Genomic DNA, 23,817 nt, shown 5'->3' with positions numbered 1-23,817 from the left:
GCCCCAAGGGCTGAGGCCGTGGAGGGGTTTTGGTGTCGACACAGCCGGGGTCGGTCAGCGACCTGTTCATCCTTGGGGGCGGCATCAACGGCTGCGGCATCGCGCGGGACGCCGCCGGCCGGGGCCTGTCGGTCACGCTGGCCGAGATGGGGGACCTGGCGCAGGCCACCTCCAGCGCCTCGACCAAGCTGTTCCACGGCGGGCTGCGCTATCTGGAGTTCTTCGAGTTCCGCCTGGTCCGCGAGGCCCTCGCGGAACGCGAGACGTTGCTGCGCGCCATGCCCCACATCAGCTGGCCCATGCGCTTTGTCCTGCCCTGGTCGCCCGAGATGCGCTTTGAAAGCGACACGCCCACCTCGCGCCTGCTGGGGCTGGTCATGCCCTGGATGCGCGGGCGGCGGCCGGCCTGGCTGATCCGGCTGGGGCTGTTTTTGTACGACCACATCGGCGGGCGGCGCATCCTGCCCGGCACGCGCCGGCTGGACCTGTCGACGGACCCGCTGGGCGCGCCGCTGAAGCCGTTCCGCCGCGCCTGGGAATATTCCGATTGCTGGGTGCAGGACGCCCGGCTGGTGGTGCTGAACGCCCGCGACGCCGAGGCGCGTGGTGCAACCATCCTGCCCCGCACCCGGGTCACCCGTGCGACCCGCACGGACGGGCTGTGGCAGATCCGGACCGAGGGCGAGGACGGCCCCCGCACCCACCACGCCCGCGCGCTGGTCAATGCCGCCGGTCCCTGGGTGGCCGAGGTGATCCGCGACGTCGCGCATATCGGCTCGGCCGAAAGCGTCCGCCTGGTGCGCGGCAGCCATATCGTCGTGCCGCGCCTTTACGACCACGACCGCTGCTATTTCTTCCAGGGCAGCGACGGGCGGATCATCTTTGCCATTCCCTATGAACAGGACTTCACCCTGATCGGCACGACCGACGTGGACCACCACGGCGCGCCCGGCGAGGCCCGCTGCACGCCTGATGAGCGCGACTACCTGTGCCGCTTCGCCAGCGCCTATTTCCGCGCGCCGGTCACGCCCGACCAGGTGGTCTGGACCTATTCCGGGGTGCGGCCGCTTTACAACGACGGCGCCAAGTCGGCGACGGCGGCGACGCGCGACTATGTGCTGAGCCTGGACCAGGACGGCCCGCCGCTGCTGAACGTCTTTGGTGGCAAGATCACCACCTATCGCCGCCTGGCAGAAGGCGCCCTGGCGAAACTCGGGCCGTTCTTTCCCAAGGCGGGCGGGCCCTGGACCGCCGGCGTCCCCTTGCCCGGCGGCGATTTCCCGGTCGATGGCGTCGAGGCGCTGGAGGCCGGGATCGCCGCCCGCTATCCCTTCCTGACCCCGCGCGAGGTGCGGCGCCTGCTGCGCACCCACGGGACGGAAACCTTCGCCGTCCTGGGCACGGCGCAGGCGCGCGAGGACCTGGGCCGGGACTTCGGCGCCGGCCTGTCCGAGGCCGAGGTGCGCTGGTTCCTGGATCGCGAATTCGCCCGGACGGCAGAGGACATCCTGTGGCGGCGCACCAAGCTGGGCCTGCACATGACCCTGGCCCAGATCGCGGCGCTGGGGGAGTGGCTGGGCGAAACGGCCCCCTCCGCCGCGGCGCAGGGGGGCCATCCATGACGCTGGAGCTGCAAGGTGTGTCCCGATCGGTCGAAGGCCGGGTCCATATCCATCCGACGGACCTGGTGTTTCGGGGCGGCACGATGAACGTGCTGCTGGGCCCGACGCTTGCCGGCAAGACCAGCCTGATGCGGCTGATGGTCGGGCTGGACCAGCCGACCACCGGCCGCATCCTGTGGGACGGCGCGGACGTGACCGGCCAGCGCGTGCAGGATCGCGGCGTCGCCATGGTCTATCAGCAGTTCATCAACTATCCCGGCCTGACGGTCTACGAAAACATCGCCTCGCCCCTGCGCATCTTGCGCCGGCCCCGGGCCGAGATCGACGCCCGCGTGCGCGAGATCGCCGCCATGCTGCGCCTGACCCCGATGCTGGACCGCCGCCCGCTGGACCTGTCGGGCGGCCAGCAGCAGCGCTGCGCGCTGGCGCGCGCGCTGGTCAAGGGGGCGGGGCTGGTGGTGCTGGACGAGCCGCTCGCGAACCTCGACTACAAGCTGCGCGAGGAGCTGCGCGTGGAAATCCCCCGCATCTTCGAGGCTTCGGGCGCGATCTTCGTCTATGCCACCACCGAACCCGAGGAGGCGCTGCTGCTGGGCGGCAACACCGCGACGCTGTGGGAAGGCCGCGTGACGCAGTTCGGGCCGACGCCGCAGGTCTATCGCCAGCCGCAGGACGCGATCACCGCGCGGGTGTTTTCCGACCCGCCGATGAACTTCGCCCCGGCCGAACGCCGGGGCGGGCGGCTGGTGCTGGGCCAGGGCGTCGCCGCCCCCGCGGCGGCCGGGGACCTGGCCGACGGCACCTATCTGGCGGGCTTTCGGGCCAATCACCTGTCGATCGCGCGCCCTTCCCCGGCGGCGCTGGAGTTCCCCTGCGAGGTTGTCGTGACCGAAATCACCGGATCGCAAAGCTTCCTGCACGTCACTCACGGCCCGGAACGCTGGGTGGCGCTGGTCGAGGGCGTCCACGACCTGGCCCCCGGGACCGCCCTGCCGCTGTGGCTGGATCCCGGCCATGTCTATCTGTTCGACGGCGACGGGCGGCTGGCCGCCTCGGCCCGCCATGCGCGGGCGGCCTGACATGGCGCGGATCACCCTGGAAAACCTGGCCCACAGCTACAGCCCGAACCCTCGGGGCGACGGCGACTTCGCGCTCAAGACGATGACCCACGTCTGGCAGGACGGCGGCGCCTATGCGCTGCTCGGCGCCTCGGGCTGCGGCAAGACCACGCTTCTGAACATCATCTCGGGGCTCTTGCATCCCAGCCAGGGCCGCATCCTGTTCGGCGACCGCGACGTGACGAACGCCCCCACGGCCGCGCGCAACATCGCCCAGGTGTTCCAGTTCCCTGTCGTCTACGACACCATGACCGTGGCCGAGAACCTGGCCTTTCCCCTGCGCAACCGCGGCCGGGACGCAGCCTATGTCAAGGACCGCGTGGACCGCATCGCCCGCATGATCGGTCTGGAGGCGATGCTGCCCCGCCGCGCCCAGGGGCTGACGGCGGATGCCAAGCAGAAGATCAGCCTGGGCCGGGGCCTCGTGCGCGAGGACGTGAACGCGATCCTGTTCGACGAGCCGCTGACCGTGATCGACCCGCACATGAAATGGGAACTGCGCGCGCAGCTGAAACAGCTGCACCGCCAGTTCGGCCATACGATGATCTACGTCACCCACGACCAGACCGAGGCGCTGACATTCGCCGATCGGGTCGTGGTCATGCACGACGGCCGCGTGGTCCAGACGGGCACGCCGCAGGAACTGTTCGAAACCCCGGCCCACAGCTTCGTCGGCTATTTCATCGGCTCGCCCGGGATGAATTTCCTGGATGCGACGGTCGAGGGGCGCGCGGCCCGGCTGGAGGACGGGCAGGTGCTGGACCTTGGCGCCGCCTATCCGCCGCTGTCGGGCCGGGTCCAGGTCGGCATCCGGCCCGAACACGCGCATCTGACGGATCACGGCGGGCTGGCCGCCACCATCCGCCGGGTCGAGGACGTGGGCCGCCACCGCATCCTGCGCGCGGAACTGGCCGGCCGACCCTTCGATGTGATCCTGCCCGAAGGCGCCCCCCTGCCCCCCGGCCCCGCCCGGCTGGCCTTTGCTCCGGGGCGCGTGGGCGTCTATGCCGACGACTGGCGGGTGGCGCCGCTTTCCGGGGAAAGGGCCGCATGATGGGCAAGGTCCAGAACAACAAGGCGTGGTTCCTGGTGCTGCCGGTGCTGCTGCTGGTCGCCTTTTCCGCCGTCATCCCGCTGATGACGGTGGTGAACTATGCCTTCAACGACACCTTCGGGAACAACGAGTTCTTCTGGGCCGGCCTCGAGTGGTTCGACGAGATGGTCCATTCCTCGCGCCTGCATGCGGCGCTGGGACGGCAGGTGCTGTTTTCCGCCGCCATCCTGGCGATCGAGGTGCCGCTTGGCATCTTCGTCGCGCTGAACATGCCCAAGCGCGGCTTCTGGGCATCCTTCTGCCTGGTGGTGATGTCGCTGCCGCTGCTGATCCCGTTCAACGTGGTGGGGACGATCTGGCAGATCTTCGGGCGCATGGACATTGGCCTGCTGGGCCACACGCTGGCGGCCCTGGGCATCGACTACAATTACACGAACGACCCTGTCGACGCCTGGGCGACGGTGATCGTGATGGATGTCTGGCACTGGACCAGCCTTGTCGCGCTGCTGTGCTATGCGGGGCTGCAATCCATCCCGCAGGCCTATTACCAGGCGGCGCGCATCGACCAGGCCAGCCGCTGGGCGGTCTTTCGCCATATCGAACTCCCGAAGATGAAGGGCGTGCTGCTGATCGCGATCCTGCTGCGCTTTATGGACAGCTTCATGATCTATACCGAGCCCTTCGTCGTCACCGGCGGCGGGCCGGGCAACTCGACCACCTTCCTGTCCATCGATCTGGTCAAGATGGCGGTGGGCCAGTTCGACCTGGGGCCGGCGGCGGCGTTCAGCCTGATGTATTTCCTGGTCATCCTGCTGGTTTCATGGGTGTTCTACACGGTGATGACCAACCTGGACAACGAGGAGGCGGCGCCATGAAGCTGCGCGGCGCGGGCGTCGTGATGACGCTTTACCTGCTGTTCCTGATGATCCCGGTCTATTGGCTGCTGACCATGAGCCTCAAGACCAATGCCGAGATCACCGGCGCCTTCAGCCTGTTTCCCCACCAGCCGACCCTGCGCAACTATCGCGTCATCCTGACCGATCCCAGCTGGTACATGGGTTACGTCAACTCGATCATCTATGTCGTGATGAACACAGTGATTTCCATCTCGGTGGCGCTGCCGGCGGCCTATGCGTTCAGCCGCTATCGCTTCATGGGCGACAAGCACCTGTTCTTCTGGCTGCTGACGAACCGCATGGCGCCGCCGGCGGTCTTTGCGCTGCCGTTCTTCCAGCTTTATTCCTCGATCGGGCTTTTCGACACCCATATCGCGGTGGCGCTCGCACATTGCCTGTTCAACGTGCCGCTGGCCGTCTGGATCCTGGAAGGCTTCATGCGCGGCGTCCCGCGCGAGATCGACGAGACGGCCTATATCGATGGCTATTCGTTCCCGCGCTTTTTCATCCGCATCTTCATGCCGCTGATCGCAAGCGGAATCGGGGTCGCGGCCTTCTTCTGCTTCATGTTCAGCTGGGTCGAACTGCTGCTGAGCCGGACCCTGACCTCGGTGAATGCCAAGCCCATCGCCGCCACCATGACCCGCACCGTCAGCGCCTCGGGCATGGACTGGGGCGTGCTGGCCGCCGCGGGCGTCCTGACCATCGTGCCCGGCGCCTTGGTCATCTGGTTCGTGCGCAACTATATCGCCAAGGGCTTCGCCCTGGGAAGGGTGTGATGGCCGGCCCCGCCGCCCGCCCCGCCCGCTGGCCCGCGATCTATGCGATGGCCGTCCTGATCCTGGGCGCCGCGCTGGCCTTTCTTGTCTGGGCCACACCCGTCCGGGACGGCGCCCGCGACTGGACCGCGCCGATGATCCCGGGCGGCTGGATGGCCTGGACATTCCCGGTCGCGGCCTTCTTCTGGACCATCGCCAGCCTTCTTGTGCTGTTCACCATCCTAGCGATCCGTTTTCCCGAAACCCCGCGGCGCGGCATCCTGCGGACGCTGACGACGCGGGGCGACCGGCTGTTCATCACGCTGCTCGGCTCGGCCTTCATCTGCCTGGGCTGGCTGTTCTTTGCCGGGCCGCCGCTGTGGTGGGCGCTTGGACTGTGCCTTGTCTATGCCGCAGCGGTGTTCCGCTGGGTCTGAAATACCCGCCGCAGAGGGGGCGGCGGGAACGCAGGACGTCTCATCAGGGAGGATGACATGAGACCGACACGAACGACCACCGCCATCGCGCTGGCGCTGATGGTGACGGGGGCCCCGGCCTGGGCCGACATGGAGGCCGCCAAGACATTCCTGGACGCCGAGATCGGGGATCTGTCCACCCTGTCCCGCGCCGACCAGGAAAAGGAGATGCAGTGGTTCATCGACGCCGCCAAGCCCCTGGCCGGGATGGAGATCAAGGTGGTGTCCGAGACGATCACCACCCATGAATACGAATCCAAGGTCCTGGCCCCGGCCTTCAGCGCCATCACCGGCATCAAGGTCACCCACGACCTGATCGGCGAAGGCGACGTCGTCGAAAAGCTGCAGACCCAGATGCAGACCGGCGAGAACATCTATGACGGCTACATCAACGACAGCGACCTGATCGGCACGCACTGGCGCTATCAGCAGGCCCGCGACCTGACCAAGTGGATGGCCGAGGAGGGCAAGGCCTTTACCAGCCCGACGCTGGACCTGCCCGATTTCATCGGGCTGAAGTTCACCACCGCGCCCGACGGCGACCTGTATCAGCTGCCCGACCAGCAGTTCGCGAACCTCTACTGGTTCCGCTACGACTGGTTCAACGACCAGAAGACCAAGGACGACTTCAAGGCCAAGTACGGCTATGACCTGGGCGTGCCGGTGAACTGGTCCGCCTATGAGGACATCGCCGAATTCTTCACCGGCCGCGACATGTCCTATATCGAGGGCGGCCCCGCCAAGGCCTGGGGCAACATGGACTATGGCAAGAAGGACCCCAGCCTCGGCTGGCGCTATACCGATGCCTGGATGTCCATGGCCGGCATGGGCGACAAGGGCGAGCCGAACGGGCTCCCGGTCGACGAATGGGGCATCCGCGTCGACGAGAACTCGCGTCCCGTGGGGTCCTGCGTCGCGCGCGGCGGCGCGACGAACGACGCCGCCGCCGTCTACGCGGTGACCAAGGCGATCGACTGGCTCAAGAAATACACCCCGCCCGAAGCCCAGGGCATGACCTTCAGCGAGGCGGGGCCGGTTCCCGCGCGCGGCGACATCGCCCAGCAGATGTTCTGGTACACCGCCTTTACCGCCGACATGGTCAAGGAAGGCACGCCGGTCATGAACGCGGACGGTACGCCGAAATGGCGCATGGCGCCCAGCCCGCACGGCGCCTACTGGTCCGAAGGCACCAAGATCGGCTATCAGGACGTGGGATCCTGGACGCTGATGAAATCCACGCCCGTGGACCGCGCGCAGGCCGCCTGGCTTTACGCGCAGTTCGTGACCTCGAAGACCGTGGACGTGAAGAAATCCCACGTCGGGCTGACCTTCATCCGCGACAGCACCATCCACGACAAGTCCTTCACCGAGCGCGCGCCCAAGCTGGGGGGCCTGATCGAGTTCTATCGCTCGCCCGCGCGCACCCAATGGTCGCCGACCGGGACCAATATCCCGGACTATCCCAAGCTCGCGCAGCTGTGGTGGCAGAACATCGGCGATGCCATGTCGGGCGCCAAGACCCCGCAAGAGGCGCTGGACAGCCTGTGCGCCGAACAGGAACGCGTGCTGGAACGGCTGGAACGCGCCGGCGTGCAGGGCGACCTTGGCCCCAAGATGAACGAGGAAAAGGACCCGCAGGAATGGCTGGACGCCCCCGGCGCGCCCGTCGCCAAGCTGGACAATGAAAAGCCCAAGGGCGAAACCGTGTCCTATGACGAGTTGATCAAGTCCTGGCAGTAACACCAAAGGGGGCGGGGCGCCTGTCCCGCCCCCAGGCGACGGCGGAGCGTTCATGTCCCATATCCTTTCCATCGACCAGGGAACCAGTTCCTCGCGCGCGATCGTCTTCGATGCCGCGCTGCGGGTGGTGTCCGTGGCGCAGGCCGAATTTCCCCAGCACTTCCCGCAGCCCGGCTGGGTCGAACACGACCCCGGCGACCTGTGGGCCACGGTCGCGGCGACCGCGCGCTCGGCCATCGAACGGGCCGGCGCGCCCCGGATCGCGGCCATCGGCATCACCAACCAGCGCGAAACGACGCTGCTGTGGGACCGCGCGACAGGCAGGCCGCTGCACCGCGCCATTGTCTGGCAGGACCGCCGCACCGCCGACCTGTGCGAAGCGCTGGCCCCGCATCAGGCGCTGATCCGCGACCGCACGGGGCTGCTGCTCGACCCCTATTTCTCGGGGACCAAGCTGAAATGGCTGCTGGATCATGTCGAGGGCGCCCGCGCGCGGGCCCGGGCGGGCGAGTTGGCCTTCGGCACCGTGGATAGCTGGCTGATCTGGAACCTGACCGGCGGCAAGGCCCACGCAACCGACGCCACAAACGCCGCGCGGACGCTGCTTTACGACATCGGCGAGAACCGCTGGGACGAGGAAATCTGCGCCCTGCTGGACATCCCCATGGCGCTGCTGCCCGATGTGCGCGATTGCGCGGCCGACTTCGGCACGACGCGGCCCGACCTGTTCGGCGGCGGCATCCCGATCCTGGGCGTCGCGGGCGACCAGCAGGCCGCGACCGTGGGGCAGGCCTGTTTCCAGCCCGGCATGATGAAATCGACCTATGGCACGGGCTGTTTCGCGCTGCTGAACACCGGGGCGGAACGCGTCGCCTCGCAGAACCGGCTGCTGACCACGATCGCCTATCGGCTGGGGGGACGGACGACCTATGCGCTGGAAGGCTCGATCTTTGTCGCGGGCGCGGTGGTGCAATGGCTGCGCGACGGGCTGAAGATCATCCGCCAGGCGGCCGAGACCCAGCCCCTGGCCGAGGCCGCCGATCCGGCCCAGCAGGTGGTGATGGTCCCCGCCTTCACCGGGCTTGGCGCGCCCTATTGGCGGCCCGAGTGCCGGGGCGCGATCTTTGGCCTGACGCGCAATTCGGGGCCTGCGGAACTGGCGCGCGCGGCCCTGGAAAGCGTGGGATACCAGACCCGCGACCTGTGGCAGGCCATGCAGGCCGATTGGCCCGGCGCGGGCCAGGCGGTGCTGCGCGTGGACGGCGGGCTTGCCGCCAGCGACTGGTCGATGCAGTTCCTGGCCGACATCCTGGGCGCGCCCGTGGATCGGCCGAAGGTGACCGAGACGACGGCCCTTGGCGCCGCCTATCTGGCGGGGCTGCAAGCCGGCCTCTGTCCCGAGCCGGCCGAGTTTGCCGGACAATGGGCGCTGGATCGCCGGTTCGAGCCGCAGATGGACGAAGCCGAGCGCGCCAGGCGCTACCAGGGCTGGCAACGCGCCGTGCGCGCCACCATCGCCGCCGCCCCGGACGGCGCTGCCTCCTGAGCCAACGAAAAAGGGCGGCACCCGGCCGCCCCTTTCCCGATCCTGCCTTCGGGGCGCGAACCTACCACTCGCCGCCGTCGTCAAAGCCCGCGTCTTCTTCCTCTTGCGGCTCCTCCTGGTCCTCGGCGGGGGCCGGTTCGGCGGCATTGGCTTCGCCCCCGAACATGCCCATCACGGCATTGCCCAGCAGGACGCCCCCCGCGACGCCCATCGCGGTCTGGGCCGCGCCGGCCAGAAAGCCGCCGCCCTGCCCGGGCATCGGCCGGCCGCCGCTTTGGAACGGGCCGCCCTGCGCGCCGCCATAGGCCGGGGCGGGCTGGGGCCGGGCCTGCGCCGCCGCGGCACCGCCGCCGAACATGCGCGACAGGAAGCCGCCGCCCTGCTGGGCCTGCTGTTCCAGTTGCTCGATCCGGGCCTGCGCCGCGTTCAGCGCCTGTTCCTGCACGACGATGGTCTGGGCCATGAAATAAGGCGCGCCGGGCTGGCGGGCAATCTGGTCGCCGATGAAGCGCTCGGCCTCGGCGTCGCGGGGCGGCGCCTGCCGTTCGACCTGCGAGAGCTTGCCGAACAGCGTCTCGATGGCATGCCTGTCGTTCTGGTCCATGTCTGTTTCCTTTTTCTTGTGGGCCGGTTTTCTCAAAGGGCGGTCATTCCTCGCGCTGGCCGGTCAGGCTCAGCAGAAGCTGGAAGATGTTGACGAAGTTCAGGTACAGCGACAGCGCGCCCATCACCGCCAGCTTCTGGCGCGTCTCGTCGTCGTGGTGTTCGGCATATTGCAGCTTGATCGACTGGGTGTCCCAGGCGGTCAGGCCGACGAACACCAGGATCCCGATGATCGAGATCGCGAACTGCAGCGCCGACGAGCCCAGGAAGATGTTGATGATGCTGGCGATGATGACGCCGATCAGGCCCATGATCAGGAAGCTGCCGAACTGGCTGAGATCGCGGTTCGTGGTATAGCCGTAAAGGCTCATCGCGCCGAACATGGCGGCGGCGCCGAAGAAGGCCCGCGCGATCGAGGTGCCGGTGAAGACCAGGAAGACCGAGGCCAGCGACAGGCCCATCACCCCGCAGAAGGCCCAGAACAGCGTCTGCGCCGTCGCGCCCGAAATCGCCTCGATGCGGAAGGACAGGAACATCACGAAGCCCAGCGGCGCCAGCATCACCAGCCATTTCAGCGGCGTGCCGAAGATCGGGACGTAAAGCGCGGGGACCGAGGCGACCAAGACCGCGACCAGCCCGGTCAGCACCAGTCCCAGCCCCATGTAGTTGTAGATGCGCAGCATATGGGCCCGCAGCCCCTGGTCATAGGCAATGGCCTGCGTCCCGGCGGGGGCAAAACCGGCGCTGCGGCCTCGGGTGTCGTAATCCATGGGTGTCTCCTTTTTTCAGTAGAGAGTGGCGGACAGGCGGCGCGCGGTCGCCTCGAGCGTCTCGACGCTGCCGCGGTCGGCGATCAGGACATGCGCCGTCTCGCCGATCTGGAACCAGGCGACGCTGTCGCCGTGAAGGTCCTGGGCGTGGGGCATGGTGACGGCAAAGCTGCCGGTGCGAACGGCAAAATGGGTCACGCGCCCCAGGGTGCCGCTGTCAAAGACCAGCTCGATCCCAGGGCCCTGGGGCGAGGGGAAGACCTGCGCGTCGCGCATCCGCCAACCCTCGTCGAAGCGGGGCAGCAGGATGCCGGTGGCGGCCCGCATCTCGGCCGCGTCAAGCTCGGGGCTTTGCGGCTGCGACCGCATGGGCAGGCGCACCAGCGCGGCGTCGCGCGCGGACAGCGCGGCCTGAACCACCGGGGGCACGGGATGGGCCGCGACAAGAGGCGTCACCGACAGCGGCCCCAGCCCGGCATGGGCCAGCCAGCCCGCGACGACCAGGGCCGCGACCGGGACAAGCCGGACAAGGCGGCGCAGCCGCCGGTCGCGCCGCATCGCGCGGTCCAGTTGCGCCGCCGCCATCCGCAGGCCGGCGGGCGCGGGCGAGGCAGGCGCCAGCGCCAGCCGCAGTTCGCGCCGCAGCCGGATGTCGTGCATGACCCGCGCGGCGTCCTGCGGATGGCGCGACAGGTGGTCCTCGACCCGCATGCGCTGCCAGTCGTCCAGCTGTTCGTCGACATAGGCGGTCAGGTCCAGATCCGAGACGGTGGTATCAGGGGCGGTCTGCATCGCGTCCTCCGACCAGTTTCAGGGCAGGACCGTCGCCTTGGGCGGTCCCGCCGTCCTCGAATTCGCGCAGCCAGGCACGGGCGCGCGACACCCGCGACATCAGCGTGCCGACCGGTACGCCGGCCAGCGCCGCGGCCTCGGCATAGGTCAGCCCCTCGACCGCGACCAGGGTCAGGGCCTCGCGCTGTTCGTCGGGCAGCATCATCAAGGCCGCGCGCAGTTGCGACAGGCGCACGGCGGCGTCCTGGGGCGCGTCCATGGACAGGGGGGCGTGGGCGGCCACCTCGGCTTCGCGCCGCGCCTCGGCCTTGCGCGAGCGGCTGCGGTCCAGAAAGGCGTTGCGCAGGATGGAAAACAGCCAGGACCGCAGGTTGCCGCCCGGCCGAAAGCTGCGCCGTCCTTCGTGCCCGCGCAGCAGCGCCTCCTGCACCAGGTCGTCGGCATCGGCCTGGTTGCGGGTCAGCGCCAGGGCATATCGCCTCAGGGCGGGCATCTGGGCCTGTATGGGTGCATCATCATCCATTGCTACAGATATACGACGCCGAACCCGAAGACCTTGCATCGCACCGGCAAAAAAATGGCGCCCGCCGACGCGCTGCGGGAACATGCCGTCGCGTCAAGCTTTTTTTCACCGGACGGCCGCCACGTCACGGCGGCCGATCGCCGCAAAGCCGGCCCCCGAACGGGCTTGTGCGACGAAAAAAATCCGGCCATCCTTGCCGTCGAAGCGGGGGTCACAGGCCATGACCGCGCCCGTTTCGAAGCAGCGTTCCCACCCGACGGGCCCGTCCCCGCGGCAGAAGGAACGCACCAGGGGAGGAATGAAATGCGAAAGTTTCTGCTGTCGACCGTTGCGGTCGGCCTGTCCGTCACGCCTGCGCTGGCCGAGGTTTCGGACGGCAAGGTCAAGATCGGCATCCTGAACGACCAGTCCGGCGTCTATGCCGACTTTGGCGGCAAGTCGTCCTATCAGGCCGCGCTGATGGCGGTCGAGGATTTCGGCGGCAAGGTCCTGGACGCGCCCATCGAGGTCGTGACCGCCGACCACCAGAACAAGGCCGACATCGCCTCGAACATCGCGCGGCAATGGTATGACACCGAACAGGTCGACAGCATCATGGAGCTGACCACCTCGTCCGTGGGTCTGGCGGTGCAGGCGTTGTCGCTGGAAAAGAAGAAGATCACCATCAACACCGGCGCCGCGACGACCGAACTGACCGGCGCGCAATGCTCGCCCTATGGTTTCCACTGGGCCTATGACACGCATATGCTGGCGGTGGGCACCGGCGGCGCGCTGGTCAAGGCGGGCGGCGACAGCTGGTTCTTCCTGACGGCGGACTACGCCTTCGGCTATTCGCTCGAGGAACAGACCTCGAACCTGGTCAAGGCCCAGGGCGGCACCGTGGTGGGCGCGGTCCGTCACCCGCTGGCGACGACGGATTTCTCGTCCTTCCTGCTGCAGGCGCAAAGCTCGGGGGCCAAGGTCATCGGCCTGGCCAACGCCGGCATGGACACCCAGAACGCGATCAAGCAGGCGTCCGAATTCGGCATCACCCAGGGCGGGCAGAAGCTTGCCGCGCTGCTGTTCACCCTGGCCGAGGTGCATGGCCTGGGGCTTGATGCCGCGCAGGGGCTGAACCTGACGGAAAGCTTCTACTGGAACCGGGACGAGCCATCGCGCAAGTTCGCCGAGCGATTCAAGGAACGGGCCGGCGTGATGCCGAACATGGTCCACGCCGGGACCTATTCCGCCGTGACCCAGTATCTGAAGGCCATCGAGGCCGCCGGCACGGACGAGACCGAGGCCGTCGCCGCCAAGCTGCACGAGATGCCGGTGGACGATGTCTTTGCTCAGGGCGGCAAGGTTGGCGCCAATGGCCGCCTGATCAAGGATGTCTACCTGATGGAGGTCAAGAAGCCCGACGAGGTGACCGAGGACTGGGATTATTACCGCATCGTCGCGACCATCCCCGGCGCCGAGGCCTTCGCCGACCCGGCCGAAAGCGGCTGCCCGCTGGCCAAGTGATGGCGGCCCCTGCCCCGCAGGCCGAACCGCGGGTGGTCCTGTCCGCCCGCGGCCTCGGCAAGGATTTCGCCGGCTTCACCGCCGTGAACGACGTCGATCTGGATGTGGAACATGCCCGCATCCATGCGCTGATCGGGCCCAATGGCGCCGGCAAGACCACCGTGTTCAACCTCTTGACCAAGTTCCTGCAACCGACGCGGGGCCAGATCACGCTGCTGGGGCACGACATCACCCGCGAGCGGCCCGACAAGGTGGCGCGGATGGGGCTGGTGCGCAGCTTCCAGATCTCGGCGGTGTTTCCGCACCTGACGGTGCTGGAAAACGTCCGCGTCGCGCTGCAACGGCCTGCCGGGCTTGCGGTCCAGTTCTGGCTGCCGCTCTCGTCGCTCGACCGGCTGAACGACCGGGCCGAGGCGCTGATCGAAAGCCTTGGCATCGCGCAATACCGCGACCACCGCGCGGCCGACCTGTCCTATGGCAGGAAACGCGTGCTGGAGATCGCCACCACCCTGGCGCTGGACCCGCAGGTCCTGCTGCTGGACGAACCGATGGCCGGGATGGGCCAGGAGGACGTGCGCATGGTGGCCGAGATCATCCGCGAGGTCGCCCGCACCCGCGCCGTGCTGATGGTCGAACACAACCTGAACGTGGTCGCCGACATCTGCGACCATGTCACCGTGCTGCAAAGGGGCGAGATCATCGCGCGCGGCGATTATGCCACCGTGGCCGCCGATCCGCGCGTCCGCACCGCCTATATGGGGACCGACGCATGAGCGCGCCGCTGCTCGAGGTCCGCGACCTCAACGCCTGGTACGGCGAAAGCCACGTCCTGCACGGCGTGAACCTGCATGTCGACCAGGGCGAGACGATCTGCGTCCTGGGCCGCAACGGCATGGGCAAGACCACGACCCTGCGCGCGATCATGGGCATCCTGCGCAAGCGCAGCGGAACCATCCGCTTCGACGGGCGCGACCTGATGGCGATGCCGCTGCACGGCGTCGCCCGCGCGGGCCTGGGCTTCGTCCCCGAGGAACGCGGCATCTTCGCCACCCTCTCGGTCGAGGAAAACCTGATGCTGCCCCCGCGCGTCGCCGATGGCGGCATGTCGGTCCAGGAGATCTATGCGCTGTTCCCGAACCTCCAGGAACGCCGGAACAGCCCCGGCACCAAGCTGTCGGGGGGCGAACAGCAGATGCTGGCCATGGCCCGCATCCTGCGCACCGGGGCCCGCTGCCTTTTGCTCGACGAGCCGACCGAGGGTCTGGCCCCGGTCATCATCCAGGCCATCGGCGAGGTTCTGGTCCAGCTCAAGGCGCGCGGCATGACCGTCGTGCTGGTCGAACAGAACTTCCGCTTCGCCTCGAAGGTGGCGGACCGCTTTTACCTGATGGACCACGGCGTGATGACGGCCGAGTTCCCGACCCGCGACCTGCCGCAACGGATGGACGCATTGCACCAGGTTCTGGGGGTATGACATGACCATGATCTTTGGCGTGCCGGTCCAGGCGCTGATGGGGCAACTGCTGGTCGGGCTGATCAACGGCAGCTTCTATGCGCTGCTGTCGCTGGGGCTGGCGGTGATCTTTGGCCTGTTGCGGGTGATCAACTTTGCCCATGGCGCGCAATACATGCTGGGCGCCTTCACCGCGCTTCTGCTGCTGACGGTGGGCGGCGTGAACTACTGGTTCGCGCTGATCCTCGCGCCGGTCATCGTGGGCCTGTTCGGCGCGGTGATCGAACGGACCATGCTGTCGCGGCTTTACAAGCTGGACCACCTTTACGGTCTCTTGTTCACCTTCGGCCTGGCGCTGGCGATCGAGGGCACCTTCCGCTATTTCTACGGCGCCTCGGGCAAGCCCTATGCGCCGCCGTCGCAACTGACGGGGGCGGTGAACCTGGGGTTCATGTTCCTGCCGATCTATCGCGGCTGGGTGGTCGTCGCCTCTCTGGCGGTCTGCATCGCGGTCTGGCTCTTGATCGAGAAGACCAAGCTTGGCTCCTATCTGCGCGCGGCGACCGAGAACCCGGTGCTGGTGCAGGCCTTTGGCGTCAACGTGCCCCTGCTGCTGACGCTGACCTATGCGCTGGGGGCGGGGCTTGCGGGCTTTGCCGGGGTGCTGGCCGCGCCGGTCTATCAGGTCAGCCCGCTGATGGGATCGAACCTGATCATCATCGTCTTTGCCGTGGTCGTCGTCGGCGGCATGGGCTCGATCCTGGGGGCCATCGTCACCGGCTATCTCCTGGGCGTAATCGAGGGGCTGACCAAGGTCTTCTACCCCGAGGCCTCGAACATCGTGATCTTCGTCATCATGGCGATCGTGCTGATCCTGCGGCCGGCCGGCCTTTTCGGAAAGGATGCCTGACATGTCCGCGAAATCCGACGCACCCGCCGGCGAACACATCCCTGCCCACCCGCATGCCGGCCGCTTCCAGCTTGCCCTGTTGGCCCTGGGGCTGGTCCTGCTGCTGGTTGCGCCGCAGTTCCTGTATCCCGTCTTCCTGATGAAGCTTCTGTGCTTTGCGCTCTTTGCCTCGGCGTTCAACCTGCTCCTGGGCTACACCGGGCTTCTGAGCTTTGGCCATGCGGCCTTCTTCGGGGGCGCTGCCTATTTCACCGCGCATGCGGTGAAGGAATGGGGCTGGCCGCCCGAGGCCGGCATCCTGCTGGGCGTCGCCGGCGCGGCCCTGCTGGGGCTGGTGATGGGCGCCATCGCCATCCGCCGCCAGGGCATCTATTTCGCCATGATCACGCTGGCGCTGGCGCAGATGTTCTTCTTCTTCTGCCTGCAGGCCGGCTTCACCCATGGCGAGGACGGCATCCAGTCGGTCCCGCGCGGGCACCTGTTCGGCCTGATCGACCTGGGCCAGACCATGAACATGTATTACTTCGTCCTGGCGGTCTTCGCCCTGGGGCTGCTGGTGATCTGGCGCTTCGTGAACTCGCCCTTCGGCATGATCCTGAAGTCGATCCGGGAAAACGAACAGCGTGCCATATCGCTGGGCTATTCGGTCGCGCGCTACAAGCTGGGCGCCTTCGTCATGTCGGCGGCGCTGGCCGGGCTGGCCGGGGGCCTCAAGGCGCTGGTCTTTCAGTTCGCGACCCTGACCGACGTGGGCTGGCAGATGTCGGGCGAGGTCATCCTGATGACGCTCTTGGGCGGCATCGGCACGCTGGCCGGGCCGGTCTTCGGGGCGGGGCTGGTCGTCACCTTGCAGAACTACCTGGCAACCTCGGACTTTCCCGTCACCATCATCACCGGCCTCGTCTTCATGGTCTGCGTGCTGCTGTTCCGCCGCGGGCTGGTCGGAGAGTTCTTCGCCTCGCGCCTGGGCCGGCGGCTGGGCTTCCGGTCCGAATCCTGATGCAGGGCGCGGATTACATCGTGATCGGGGCGGGCAGCGCGGGCTGCGTGCTGGCCAACCGCCTGTCCGCCGATCCCCGCAACCGCGTCCTGCTGGTCGAGGCCGGGGGCCGCGACAACTATCACTGGATCCACATTCCGGTCGGCTATCTCTATTGCATCGGCAATCCGCGCACCGACTGGCTGTTTCGCACCGAGGCCGAGCCGGGGCTGAACGGCCGGTCGCTGCTTTACCCGCGCGGCCGGGTTCTGGGCGGCTGCTCCTCGATCAACGGCATGATCTATATGCGCGGCCAGGCGGCGGATTACGACCATTGGCGGCAGATGGGCTGCACCGGCTGGGGCTGGGACGACGTGCTGCCCCTGTTCCGCGCGCAAGAGGATTTCTATCGCGGCGCCGACGACATGCACGGCGCGGGCGGCGAATTGCGGGTCGAAACGGCCCGTGTCCGCTGGGCGGTGCTCGACGCCTTCATGGAAGCGGCCGAACAGGCCGGCATCCCGCGCACGCCCGATTTCAACCGTGGCGACAACGAGGGCAGCGGCTATTTCGACGTGACCCAGCGCCGGGGCTGGCGCTGGTCGGCGGTCAAGGCGTTCCTGCGCCCCGCCCTGCCGCGTCCGAACCTGACGGTGCTGACCGGGGCCGAGGTCGAGCGCCTGCTGATCGAAGGGGGCGAGGTCCGAGGCGCCGTCATCCACCACAAGGGCCAGCGGCAGGAAATCCGGGCGGCGCGCGAAACCGTGCTGTCGGCGGGGGCCATCGGCTCGGTCCAGATCCTGGAACGCTCGGGCATCGGCCGGGGCGAGGTTCTGCAGGCTGCGGGCATCGCTCCCCTGGCCGAGGTGCCGGACGTGGGCGAGAACCTGCAGGACCATCTGCAACTGCGGCTGGTCTACAAGGTCAGGGGCGTGCCCACGCTGAACGAAAAGGCATCGCGTCTGATGGGCAAGGCGGCCATCGGGCTGGAATACCTGCTGAAACGGTCGGGCCCCATGGCGATGGCGCCCAGCCAGGTCGGCATCTTTACCCGCTCGGGGCCCGACAAGGCGACAGCGGATCTGGAATATCACGTCCAGCCCGTCAGCCTGGACAAGTTCGGCGAGCCGGTGCACCCCTTTCCGGCGATGACCGCCAGCGTCTGCAACCTGCGCCCCGAAAGCCGCGGCTCGGTCCATGTGACCGGCGCCGATTTCCGCGCCCCGCCGGCGATCCGGCCGAACTACCTGTCGACCCCCGGCGACCGCGCGGTCGCGGCGCGCGCCATCCGCCTGACCCGCAAGATCGCGGCCCAGCCCGCGTTCGCCCGCTTCGACCCCGAGGAGCATTTGCCCGGCATCGCCTTCCAGACCGAGGCGGACCTGGAAAAGGCGGCGGGGGCCATCGGCACGACCATCTTTCACCCCGTCGGCACCTGCCGCATGGGCGCGGACGGCGGCGCGGTGGTCGATCCGCGGCTGCGGCTGCGGGCGCTGGGGCGGCTGCGCATCGCCGACGCCTCGGTCATGCCGGCGATCACCAGCGGGAACACCAACGCCCCCGTGATGATGATCGCCGAAAAGGCCGCGCGCATGATCCTCGAGGACGCGCGCTAGCCCAAAGGCCGAGTCTTACTTACTCGATCTGGCTCACGTCGCGGACAGCCCCGCGCGAGGCGTTGGTGGTCAGCGCCGCATAGGCGCGCAGCGCCGGCGAGACGTGGCGCTTGCGGCCCTTGGGTTTCCACGCATCCTTGCCTCGCGCCTCCATCTCCTCGTGACGGCGGGCAAGTTCCGCATCGTCCACCACCAGCCGGATAACCCGGTTCGGAATGTCGATCAGGATCCTGTCGCCCGGCGCGACCAGGCCGATCAGCCCGCCCTCGGCCGCCTCGGGCGAGACATGACCGATGGACAGCCCCGAGGTGCCGCCCGAGAAGCGCCCGTCGGTAATCAGCGCACAGGCCTTGCCCAGGCCCTTCGACTTCAGATAGCTGGTCGGATACAGCATCTCCTGCATCCCGGGCCCGCCCTTGGGGCCTTCGTAACGGATGACGACAACGTCGCCTTCCTTGACGTCGCCGCCCAGGATCGCGACCACGGCGGCCTCCTGGCTTTCATAGACCTTGGCGTTGCCTTCAAAGACCAGGATGGATTCGTCCACGCCCGCCGTCTTGACGATGCAGCCCTCGGGGGCAAGGTTGCCGTACAGAACGGCCAGGCCGCCGTCCTTGCTGAAGGGATGCTCGGCATCGCGGATCACGCCGCCGACGCGGTCCAGATCCAGTTCTTCCCAGCGGGTGGACTGGCTGAAGGCCTGGGTGGTGCGCACGCCGCCCGGCGCCGCGCGATAGAATTCGCGCACGCTGTCGCTGTTGGTGCGGCCCACGTCCCAGCGGTTCAGCGCATCGGCCATGCTGGGCGAATGGACGGTGGGCAGGCTGGTGTCCAGCAGCCCCGCCTTGTCCAGTTCGCCCAGGATCGACATGATGCCGCCGGCGCGGTGCACGTCCTCCATGTGGACGTCGTTCTTGGCGGGCGCGACCTTGCACAGGCAAGGCACGCGGCGCGACAGCCGGTCGATGTCGGCCATGGTGAAATCGACCTCGCCCTCGATGGCGGCGGCCAGCAGGTGCAGCACGGTGTTGGTCGACCCGCCCATGGCGATGTCCAGACTCATGGCGTTTTCGAACGCGGCCCGCGTCGCGATGGAGCGCGGCAGCGCGCTCGCGTCGTCCTGTTCGTAATAGCGCCGCGCCATGTCGACGATGGTGTGGCCCGCCTCGCGGAACAGCTTCTCGCGGTCGGCATGGGTCGCCAGGACCGAGCCGTTGCCCGGCAGCGACAGCCCCAACGCCTCGGTCAGGCAGTTCATCGAATTCGCGGTGAACATGCCCGAGCACGACCCGCAAGTCGGGCAGGCGGCTTCCTCGATCGCCTGCACTTCCTCGTCGGTATAGGATTCGTCGGCGGCGACGACCATGGCGTCCACCAGGTCCAGCGCGACCGTCTTGCCGCGAATCTGCGCCTTGCCCGCCTCCATCGGCCCGCCCGAGACAAAGATCGCCGGGATGTTCAGCCGCATCGCGGCCATCAGCATGCCGGGGGTGATCTTGTCGCAGTTGCTGATGCAGACCAGCGCGTCGGCGCAATGGGCGTTGACCATGTATTCCACCGCATCCGCGATCAGCTCGCGCGAGGGCAGCGAATACAGCATCCCGTCGTGGCCCATGGCGATCCCGTCATCGACCGCGATGGTGTTGAATTCCTTGGCGACGCCGCCCGCGGCCTCGATTTCGCCGGCGACCAGCTGGCCCAGGTCCTTCAGGTGGACGTGGCCCGGCACGAACTGGGTGAAGCTGTTGGCGATGGCGATGATCGGCTTGCCGAAATCGCCGTCCTTCATGCCTGTGGCGCGCCACAGGCCGCGGGCGCCGGCCATGTTGCGGCCGTGGGTGCTGGTGCGGGAACGATATTGGGGCATGGGTCTATGGCTCGTCTGGATACGTTTTGGCTGGCCGCGACCATAGACCCTTGGCACTAGGTTGTGAAATATATTATTATGGCATGATTAATTCACCACAGGATATGAATGGCCATCGACCTGCGCCAGTTGCGCCATGTCCTGACCCTGGCGCAGACCCTGCATTTCGGCCGCGCGGCCGAAATCCTGGGCATGACCCAGCCGCCGCTGAGCCAGTCGATCATGGCGCTGGAGCGGGAACTGGGCGCGGCCCTGTTCCTGCGCTCCAAGCGCAGCGTCGCGCTGACCGAATTCGGCCGGCAATGGCTGGACCACGTCCGCCCGGCGCTGGCCGCCGTCGAGGCCCTGCCCGAGATCGCCCGCCAGCTGCGCGAGGGGCGCGCGGGCCGGCTGTCCCTGGCCTTCGTCAGCACCGCCGATTACAGCATCCTGCCGCGCCTGATCCACGATCACGCCCTGGCCTATCCGGGCGTCGAGATCGAGCTGATCGAGGCGACCAGCGACCGCCAGTTCCAGGACCTGGCCGAAGGGCGCATCCATGCAGGCATCGCCATTCCGCCCGACACCGCCCTGCCGCCCTCGCTGGATTACCGGCCCCTGCTGCGCGAGCCGCTGATCGCCGCCGTGCCGCAGGACTGGCTGGACGGCAAACAGATCCTCGCCCGCGCGGGGAGGATCGCGGGCGAGGACTGGATGCGCCACCCGCTGGTCATCTTTCCGCGCAGGGTGGCGCCTCGGTTCCATGACCTGATCCTGGGCCATTACCGGGGGCGGGGCCACCAGCCGCGGATCCGGCAAGAGGCGATCCAGATGCAGACGATCATCAGCCTGGTTTCGGCCGGGATCGGCATGGCGCTGGTGCCGCAGTCGCTGCGCAGCCTGGCGCGGACGGGCGTGCGCTATCTGGACATCGACGACGCGCCGGTGCTGGAAACCGGGCTGGTCTGGCGGCGGGGCGACGATGCGCCCACGCTGGCCGGGCTGCGGCGGCTCGCCCTGGGCGAATGACCCTCAGGCGGCAAAGATCGCGTCCAGGATCTCGGCCTCGATGGCGGCCAGTTCGGCGCTGCCCCGGGTGACGGGCCCGACGCGCAGGATCTCGGTCTCGTTCAGGATGCCGCCTTGGCCCAGGACGATGATGCGGTCCGACATGGCCACCGCCTCGGCCACGTCATGGGTGACCAGGACGGCGGTAAAGCCCGCGCGGTCGTGCATGTCGCGGATGAGGTTCTGCATGGTCAGCCGGGTCAGCGCGTCCAGCGCGCCCAGGGGCTCGTCCAGCAGCAAAAGCCCCGGATGGCTGACCAGCGCGCGGGCCAGCGCGACCCGCTGGCGCTGCCCGCCCGACAGTTGCGCCGGCCAGAAGTCCGCCTTGTCGGCCAGTTGCACCGACTCCAGCGCTTCGGCCACCGCCTTCGGGTCGGGCCCGCCGCGCAGGCCCACGGCCACATTGCCCGCGACCGAGGCCCAGGGCAGCAGGCGCGGTTCCTGGAACATGATCCGCAGCCGGTCCCCGGCCTGATGCGCGGGCGTGCCGTCCACCGTCACGCTGCCGACCGAAGGCCGGTCGAGCCCGGCGATCAGCCGCAGCAGCGTGGACTTGCCGCAGCCGCTTTTGCCGACGATGGACAGGAACTCGCCCGGCCGCACCGTCAGATCCAGGTTGGCCAGCACCCGGTTGCCGTCGAAGCTGCGGCTGACATGGCTCAGGGCGACGGCGGCACCGGCACGGTTTGCGCGCAGCATGGGCGGCACCGCGATGTCGCGGGGCAGAAGCTCAGCGGTTTGCATAGGCGGGGCTCCATTTCAGGGCGCGGCGTTCCAGCGCGCGGGTCAGCGTGTCCGCCAGCTTGCCAAGCGCCGCGTAAAGCAGGATCGACAGCACGACGACATCCAGCACCATGAATTCGCGCGCCTGCATCGCCATGTAGCCCAGTCCCGACGAGGCCGAGAGCGTTTCGGCCACGATCAGCGTCAGCCACATGATGCCCAGCCCATAGCGCAGCCCGACGAAGATCGAGGGCAGCGCGCCCGGCAGCACGATGCGGCGGAACAGTTGCCGCCCGTTCATGCCATAGGCGCGGCCCATCTCGATCAGTTGCGGATCGACGTTGCGGATGCCGTGCAGCGTGTTCAGGTAGATCGGAAAGAACACGCCAAGCGCGACCAGGAACAGCTTGGCGCCCTCGCCGATGCCGAACCACAGGATGACCAGCGGGATCAGCGCCAGATGCGGGATGTTGCGCACCATCTGCAGGGTGCTGTCGGTCAGCGTCTCGCTGATGCGCGAGGCGCCGTTGGCGACCCCCAGCGCAAAGCCGATGCCGCCGCCGACGACCAGTCCGGCCAGCGCCCGCGCGGCCGAGACGCCGAGATGGGTGAACAGCTCGCCCGACAGCGTCATGCGCACGGCCGTGGCCAGGATCTCGGACGGGCGCGGCAGGACGCGGTCGCCGATCAGGCCGGTCGCGCCGGCGATTTCCCAGGCCAGCAGGATGGCAGCGGGCACCGCATAGGGCAGCAGCGCGCGGCCAGGGGGCAGGCCCGGCCGCCATCCGGCCAGGCGCTGCACGTTCAGGGTTTCGGCAAGGCTCATGGACTGTCTCCTCAGCTTGCGGTCTGCGGGGTCCAGACGACCGAGGCGATGTCCAACTGCCGGGGGATGATCCCGAGCTTGAAGAACTCGTCCGCGACGCCCTGTTCATAGGCGACGTGCTTGGGCTCGACGAAGCCGACCAGCCCGAGGTCGCTGCCCTTGCGCGTCAGGAAGCGGTGCATGACGGCTTCCGACAGGCCGGTTTCCCGGGCAAAGGTGCGGGTCGTCGTGTCCAGGTCCTGCTGCCCCTTCTGGCCCACCGCCTGCACGGTGCGGACCAGCTGGGCGACCAGTTCGGGATTTTCCTTGGCATAGTCGCCGTTCGCGGAATAGAAGTTGTAGTCCTGTTCCAGCCCCTCGGTCGTGCGCAGGACACGGGTGTTCGGGCGCTCCTCGGCCATGGCGAAATAGGGGTCCCAGATCGTCCAGGCGCCGATCGCGCCGGCGTCGAAGGCGGCGATGGCGTCGGGCGGGGCCAGGTCCTGGGGGGTGATGTCATCCAGCGTCAGCCCCGCCGTTTCCAGCAGCCTGATCGTGGCGTAATGGGCGGAACTCCCGCGCTTGAAGGCGACCTTCTGGCCCTTCAGGTCGGCCACGGTCCTGATCGGTGAATCCGCCGGCACCAGGATCGCATGGCCTTCCCGCGAGCCCTGGGCCGCGCCCACAAAGACCAGGTTGCCGCGCGCGGCATGGGCAAAGATCGGCGGCACGTTGCCGGTATAGCCGAAGTCCAGCGCATTGGCCGACAGCGCCTCAAGCAGCGGCGGGCCCGAGGTGAATTCGGACCAGCTGACGCTGATGCCTTGCTGGGCCAGCGCGTCCTCGAAGGCCTGCGAGCCCTTGACCAGGCCCAGAAGGCCGCCCTTTTGCCAGCCGACGCGCAGCGCCTTGGCGGGGGCGGCGCGCACCAGCGCCGGGGTGGCCAGCGTCGCCAGGGCGGCAAGCCCCAGGCCCAGGGCGGCGCGGCGCGAGACTGTCGTGGTCGTCGTCATGGT

Annotated in this window: 23 protein-coding genes; 15 read left to right on the top strand and 8 right to left on the bottom strand. The window is 68.1% G+C overall.

Going from position 1 to position 23,817, the window contains the following annotated elements:
* The first annotated feature begins 32 nt into the window (after positions 1-32).
* The 8 genes from glpD to glpK all read left to right on the top strand — a co-directional run bounded on the left by glpD (position 33) and on the right by glpK (position 9,210).
* A complete protein-coding gene (glpD, locus tag BU28_RS0119025) occupies positions 33-1,622 on the top strand; it encodes a glycerol-3-phosphate dehydrogenase (RefSeq protein WP_036763733.1) in 1,590 nt (529 codons plus the stop codon).
* Positions 1,619-2,701 (top strand): ABC transporter ATP-binding protein, encoded by a 1,083-nt coding sequence (locus BU28_RS0119020; RefSeq protein ID WP_028720826.1) that lies wholly within the window; start codon positions 1,619-1,621, stop codon positions 2,699-2,701. Before glpD ends, BU28_RS0119020 begins: the two co-directional genes overlap by 4 nt.
* Before the next feature lies 1 nt (position 2,702).
* The gene (locus BU28_RS0119015) at positions 2,703-3,794 is read left to right on the top strand and encodes an ABC transporter ATP-binding protein (protein WP_028720825.1); all 1,092 of its coding nucleotides are present in this window, start codon (positions 2,703-2,705) and stop codon (positions 3,792-3,794) included.
* Entirely contained in the window at positions 3,794-4,669 is an 876-nt protein-coding gene (locus BU28_RS0119010; RefSeq protein ID WP_028720824.1) for a carbohydrate ABC transporter permease, read from the top strand. The genes BU28_RS0119015 and BU28_RS0119010 overlap by 1 nt, the downstream gene beginning before the upstream one ends.
* A complete protein-coding gene (locus BU28_RS0119005; RefSeq protein ID WP_028720823.1) occupies positions 4,666-5,469 on the top strand; it encodes a carbohydrate ABC transporter permease in 804 nt (267 codons plus the stop codon). Before BU28_RS0119010 ends, BU28_RS0119005 begins: the two co-directional genes overlap by 4 nt.
* 134 nt (positions 5,470-5,603) lie before the next feature.
* Entirely contained in the window at positions 5,604-5,885 is a 282-nt protein-coding gene (locus BU28_RS0119000; RefSeq protein WP_088239200.1) for a DUF2160 domain-containing protein, read from the top strand.
* A gap of 57 nt (positions 5,886-5,942) precedes the next feature.
* Complete coding sequence (locus tag BU28_RS0118995) at positions 5,943-7,664, top strand: ABC transporter substrate-binding protein (protein WP_028720821.1); 1,722 nt, start codon at positions 5,943-5,945, stop codon at positions 7,662-7,664.
* A 52-nt stretch (positions 7,665-7,716) separates the two neighbouring features.
* On the top strand, positions 7,717-9,210 hold the full coding sequence (gene glpK, locus BU28_RS0118990) for a glycerol kinase GlpK (protein WP_028720820.1): 1,494 nt from the start codon (positions 7,717-7,719) through the stop codon (positions 9,208-9,210).
* A 61-nt stretch (positions 9,211-9,271) separates the two neighbouring features.
* Here glpK and BU28_RS0118985 read toward each other — a convergent pair whose 3' ends face one another.
* The 4 genes from BU28_RS0118985 to BU28_RS0118970 are packed head-to-tail and all read right to left on the bottom strand — an operon-like array spanning position 9,272 to position 11,868.
* Positions 9,272-9,814, bottom strand: a complete 543-nt coding sequence (locus tag BU28_RS0118985) for a DUF2076 domain-containing protein (protein ID WP_028720819.1) — start codon at positions 9,812-9,814, stop codon at positions 9,272-9,274.
* Positions 9,815-9,857: 43 nt separating this feature from the next.
* Positions 9,858-10,583 (bottom strand): Bax inhibitor-1/YccA family protein, encoded by a 726-nt coding sequence (locus tag BU28_RS0118980; protein WP_028720818.1) that lies wholly within the window; start codon positions 10,581-10,583, stop codon positions 9,858-9,860.
* A gap of 15 nt (positions 10,584-10,598) precedes the next feature.
* A complete protein-coding gene (locus BU28_RS0118975) occupies positions 10,599-11,375 on the bottom strand; it encodes an anti-sigma factor (protein ID WP_028720817.1) in 777 nt (258 codons plus the stop codon).
* Positions 11,359-11,868, bottom strand: coding sequence for a sigma-70 family RNA polymerase sigma factor (locus BU28_RS0118970; protein ID WP_232525935.1), 510 nt, complete (start codon positions 11,866-11,868; stop codon positions 11,359-11,361). The genes BU28_RS0118975 and BU28_RS0118970 overlap by 17 nt, the downstream gene beginning before the upstream one ends.
* Positions 11,869-12,201: 333 nt before the next feature.
* Between BU28_RS0118970 and BU28_RS0118960 the strand changes: the two genes are divergently transcribed.
* The 6 genes from BU28_RS0118960 to BU28_RS0118935 are packed head-to-tail and all read left to right on the top strand — an operon-like array spanning position 12,202 to position 18,359.
* A complete protein-coding gene (locus BU28_RS0118960) occupies positions 12,202-13,401 on the top strand; it encodes an ABC transporter substrate-binding protein (RefSeq protein ID WP_028720815.1) in 1,200 nt (399 codons plus the stop codon).
* Complete coding sequence (locus BU28_RS0118955; RefSeq protein ID WP_036763569.1) at positions 13,401-14,174, top strand: ABC transporter ATP-binding protein; 774 nt, start codon at positions 13,401-13,403, stop codon at positions 14,172-14,174. Before BU28_RS0118960 ends, BU28_RS0118955 begins: the two co-directional genes overlap by 1 nt.
* On the top strand, positions 14,171-14,875 hold the full coding sequence (locus BU28_RS0118950; RefSeq protein ID WP_028720813.1) for an ABC transporter ATP-binding protein: 705 nt from the start codon (positions 14,171-14,173) through the stop codon (positions 14,873-14,875). The genes BU28_RS0118955 and BU28_RS0118950 overlap by 4 nt, the downstream gene beginning before the upstream one ends.
* 1 nt (position 14,876) lies before the next feature.
* Complete coding sequence (locus BU28_RS0118945) at positions 14,877-15,764, top strand: branched-chain amino acid ABC transporter permease (protein WP_028720812.1); 888 nt, start codon at positions 14,877-14,879, stop codon at positions 15,762-15,764.
* Between the two features lies 1 nt (position 15,765).
* Positions 15,766-16,764 carry a branched-chain amino acid ABC transporter permease gene (locus BU28_RS0118940; RefSeq protein ID WP_028720811.1) on the top strand — a complete coding sequence of 333 codons (999 nt, stop codon included), beginning with the start codon at positions 15,766-15,768 and terminating at the stop codon, positions 16,762-16,764.
* Positions 16,764-18,359, top strand: a complete 1,596-nt coding sequence (locus BU28_RS0118935; RefSeq protein WP_028720810.1) for a GMC family oxidoreductase — start codon at positions 16,764-16,766, stop codon at positions 18,357-18,359. The genes BU28_RS0118940 and BU28_RS0118935 overlap by 1 nt, the downstream gene beginning before the upstream one ends.
* A gap of 19 nt (positions 18,360-18,378) precedes the next feature.
* Here the strand turns inward: BU28_RS0118935 and ilvD are convergent, their stop codons facing one another.
* Positions 18,379-20,226, bottom strand: a complete 1,848-nt coding sequence (ilvD, locus tag BU28_RS0118930; protein WP_028720809.1) for a dihydroxy-acid dehydratase — start codon at positions 20,224-20,226, stop codon at positions 18,379-18,381.
* Between the two features lie 108 nt (positions 20,227-20,334).
* Between ilvD and BU28_RS0118925 the strand changes: the two genes are divergently transcribed.
* Positions 20,335-21,234: a LysR family transcriptional regulator gene (locus BU28_RS0118925; protein WP_198944962.1), complete on the top strand. Its 900-nt coding sequence runs from the start codon at positions 20,335-20,337 to the stop codon at positions 21,232-21,234.
* Positions 21,235-21,237: 3 nt separating this feature from the next.
* Here the strand turns inward: BU28_RS0118925 and BU28_RS0118920 are convergent, their stop codons facing one another.
* The 3 genes from BU28_RS0118920 to BU28_RS0118910 are packed head-to-tail and all read right to left on the bottom strand — an operon-like array spanning position 21,238 to position 23,814.
* A complete protein-coding gene (locus BU28_RS0118920; protein WP_081791478.1) occupies positions 21,238-22,017 on the bottom strand; it encodes an ABC transporter ATP-binding protein in 780 nt (259 codons plus the stop codon).
* The gene (locus tag BU28_RS0118915) at positions 22,004-22,822 is read right to left on the bottom strand and encodes an ABC transporter permease subunit (protein ID WP_028720806.1); all 819 of its coding nucleotides are present in this window, start codon (positions 22,820-22,822) and stop codon (positions 22,004-22,006) included. The genes BU28_RS0118920 and BU28_RS0118915 overlap by 14 nt, the downstream gene beginning before the upstream one ends.
* A gap of 11 nt (positions 22,823-22,833) precedes the next feature.
* On the bottom strand, positions 22,834-23,814 hold the full coding sequence (locus BU28_RS0118910; protein ID WP_028720805.1) for an aliphatic sulfonate ABC transporter substrate-binding protein: 981 nt from the start codon (positions 23,812-23,814) through the stop codon (positions 22,834-22,836).
* Positions 23,815-23,817: the final 3 nt, after the last annotated feature.

This window comes from Paracoccus yeei ATCC BAA-599 (assembly GCF_000622145.1).
Classification (GTDB): Bacteria; Pseudomonadota; Alphaproteobacteria; order Rhodobacterales; family Rhodobacteraceae; genus Paracoccus; species Paracoccus yeei.
The sequence above is the reverse complement of the archived record's forward strand: the minus strand, read 5'-3'. Positions and strand labels throughout refer to the sequence as shown.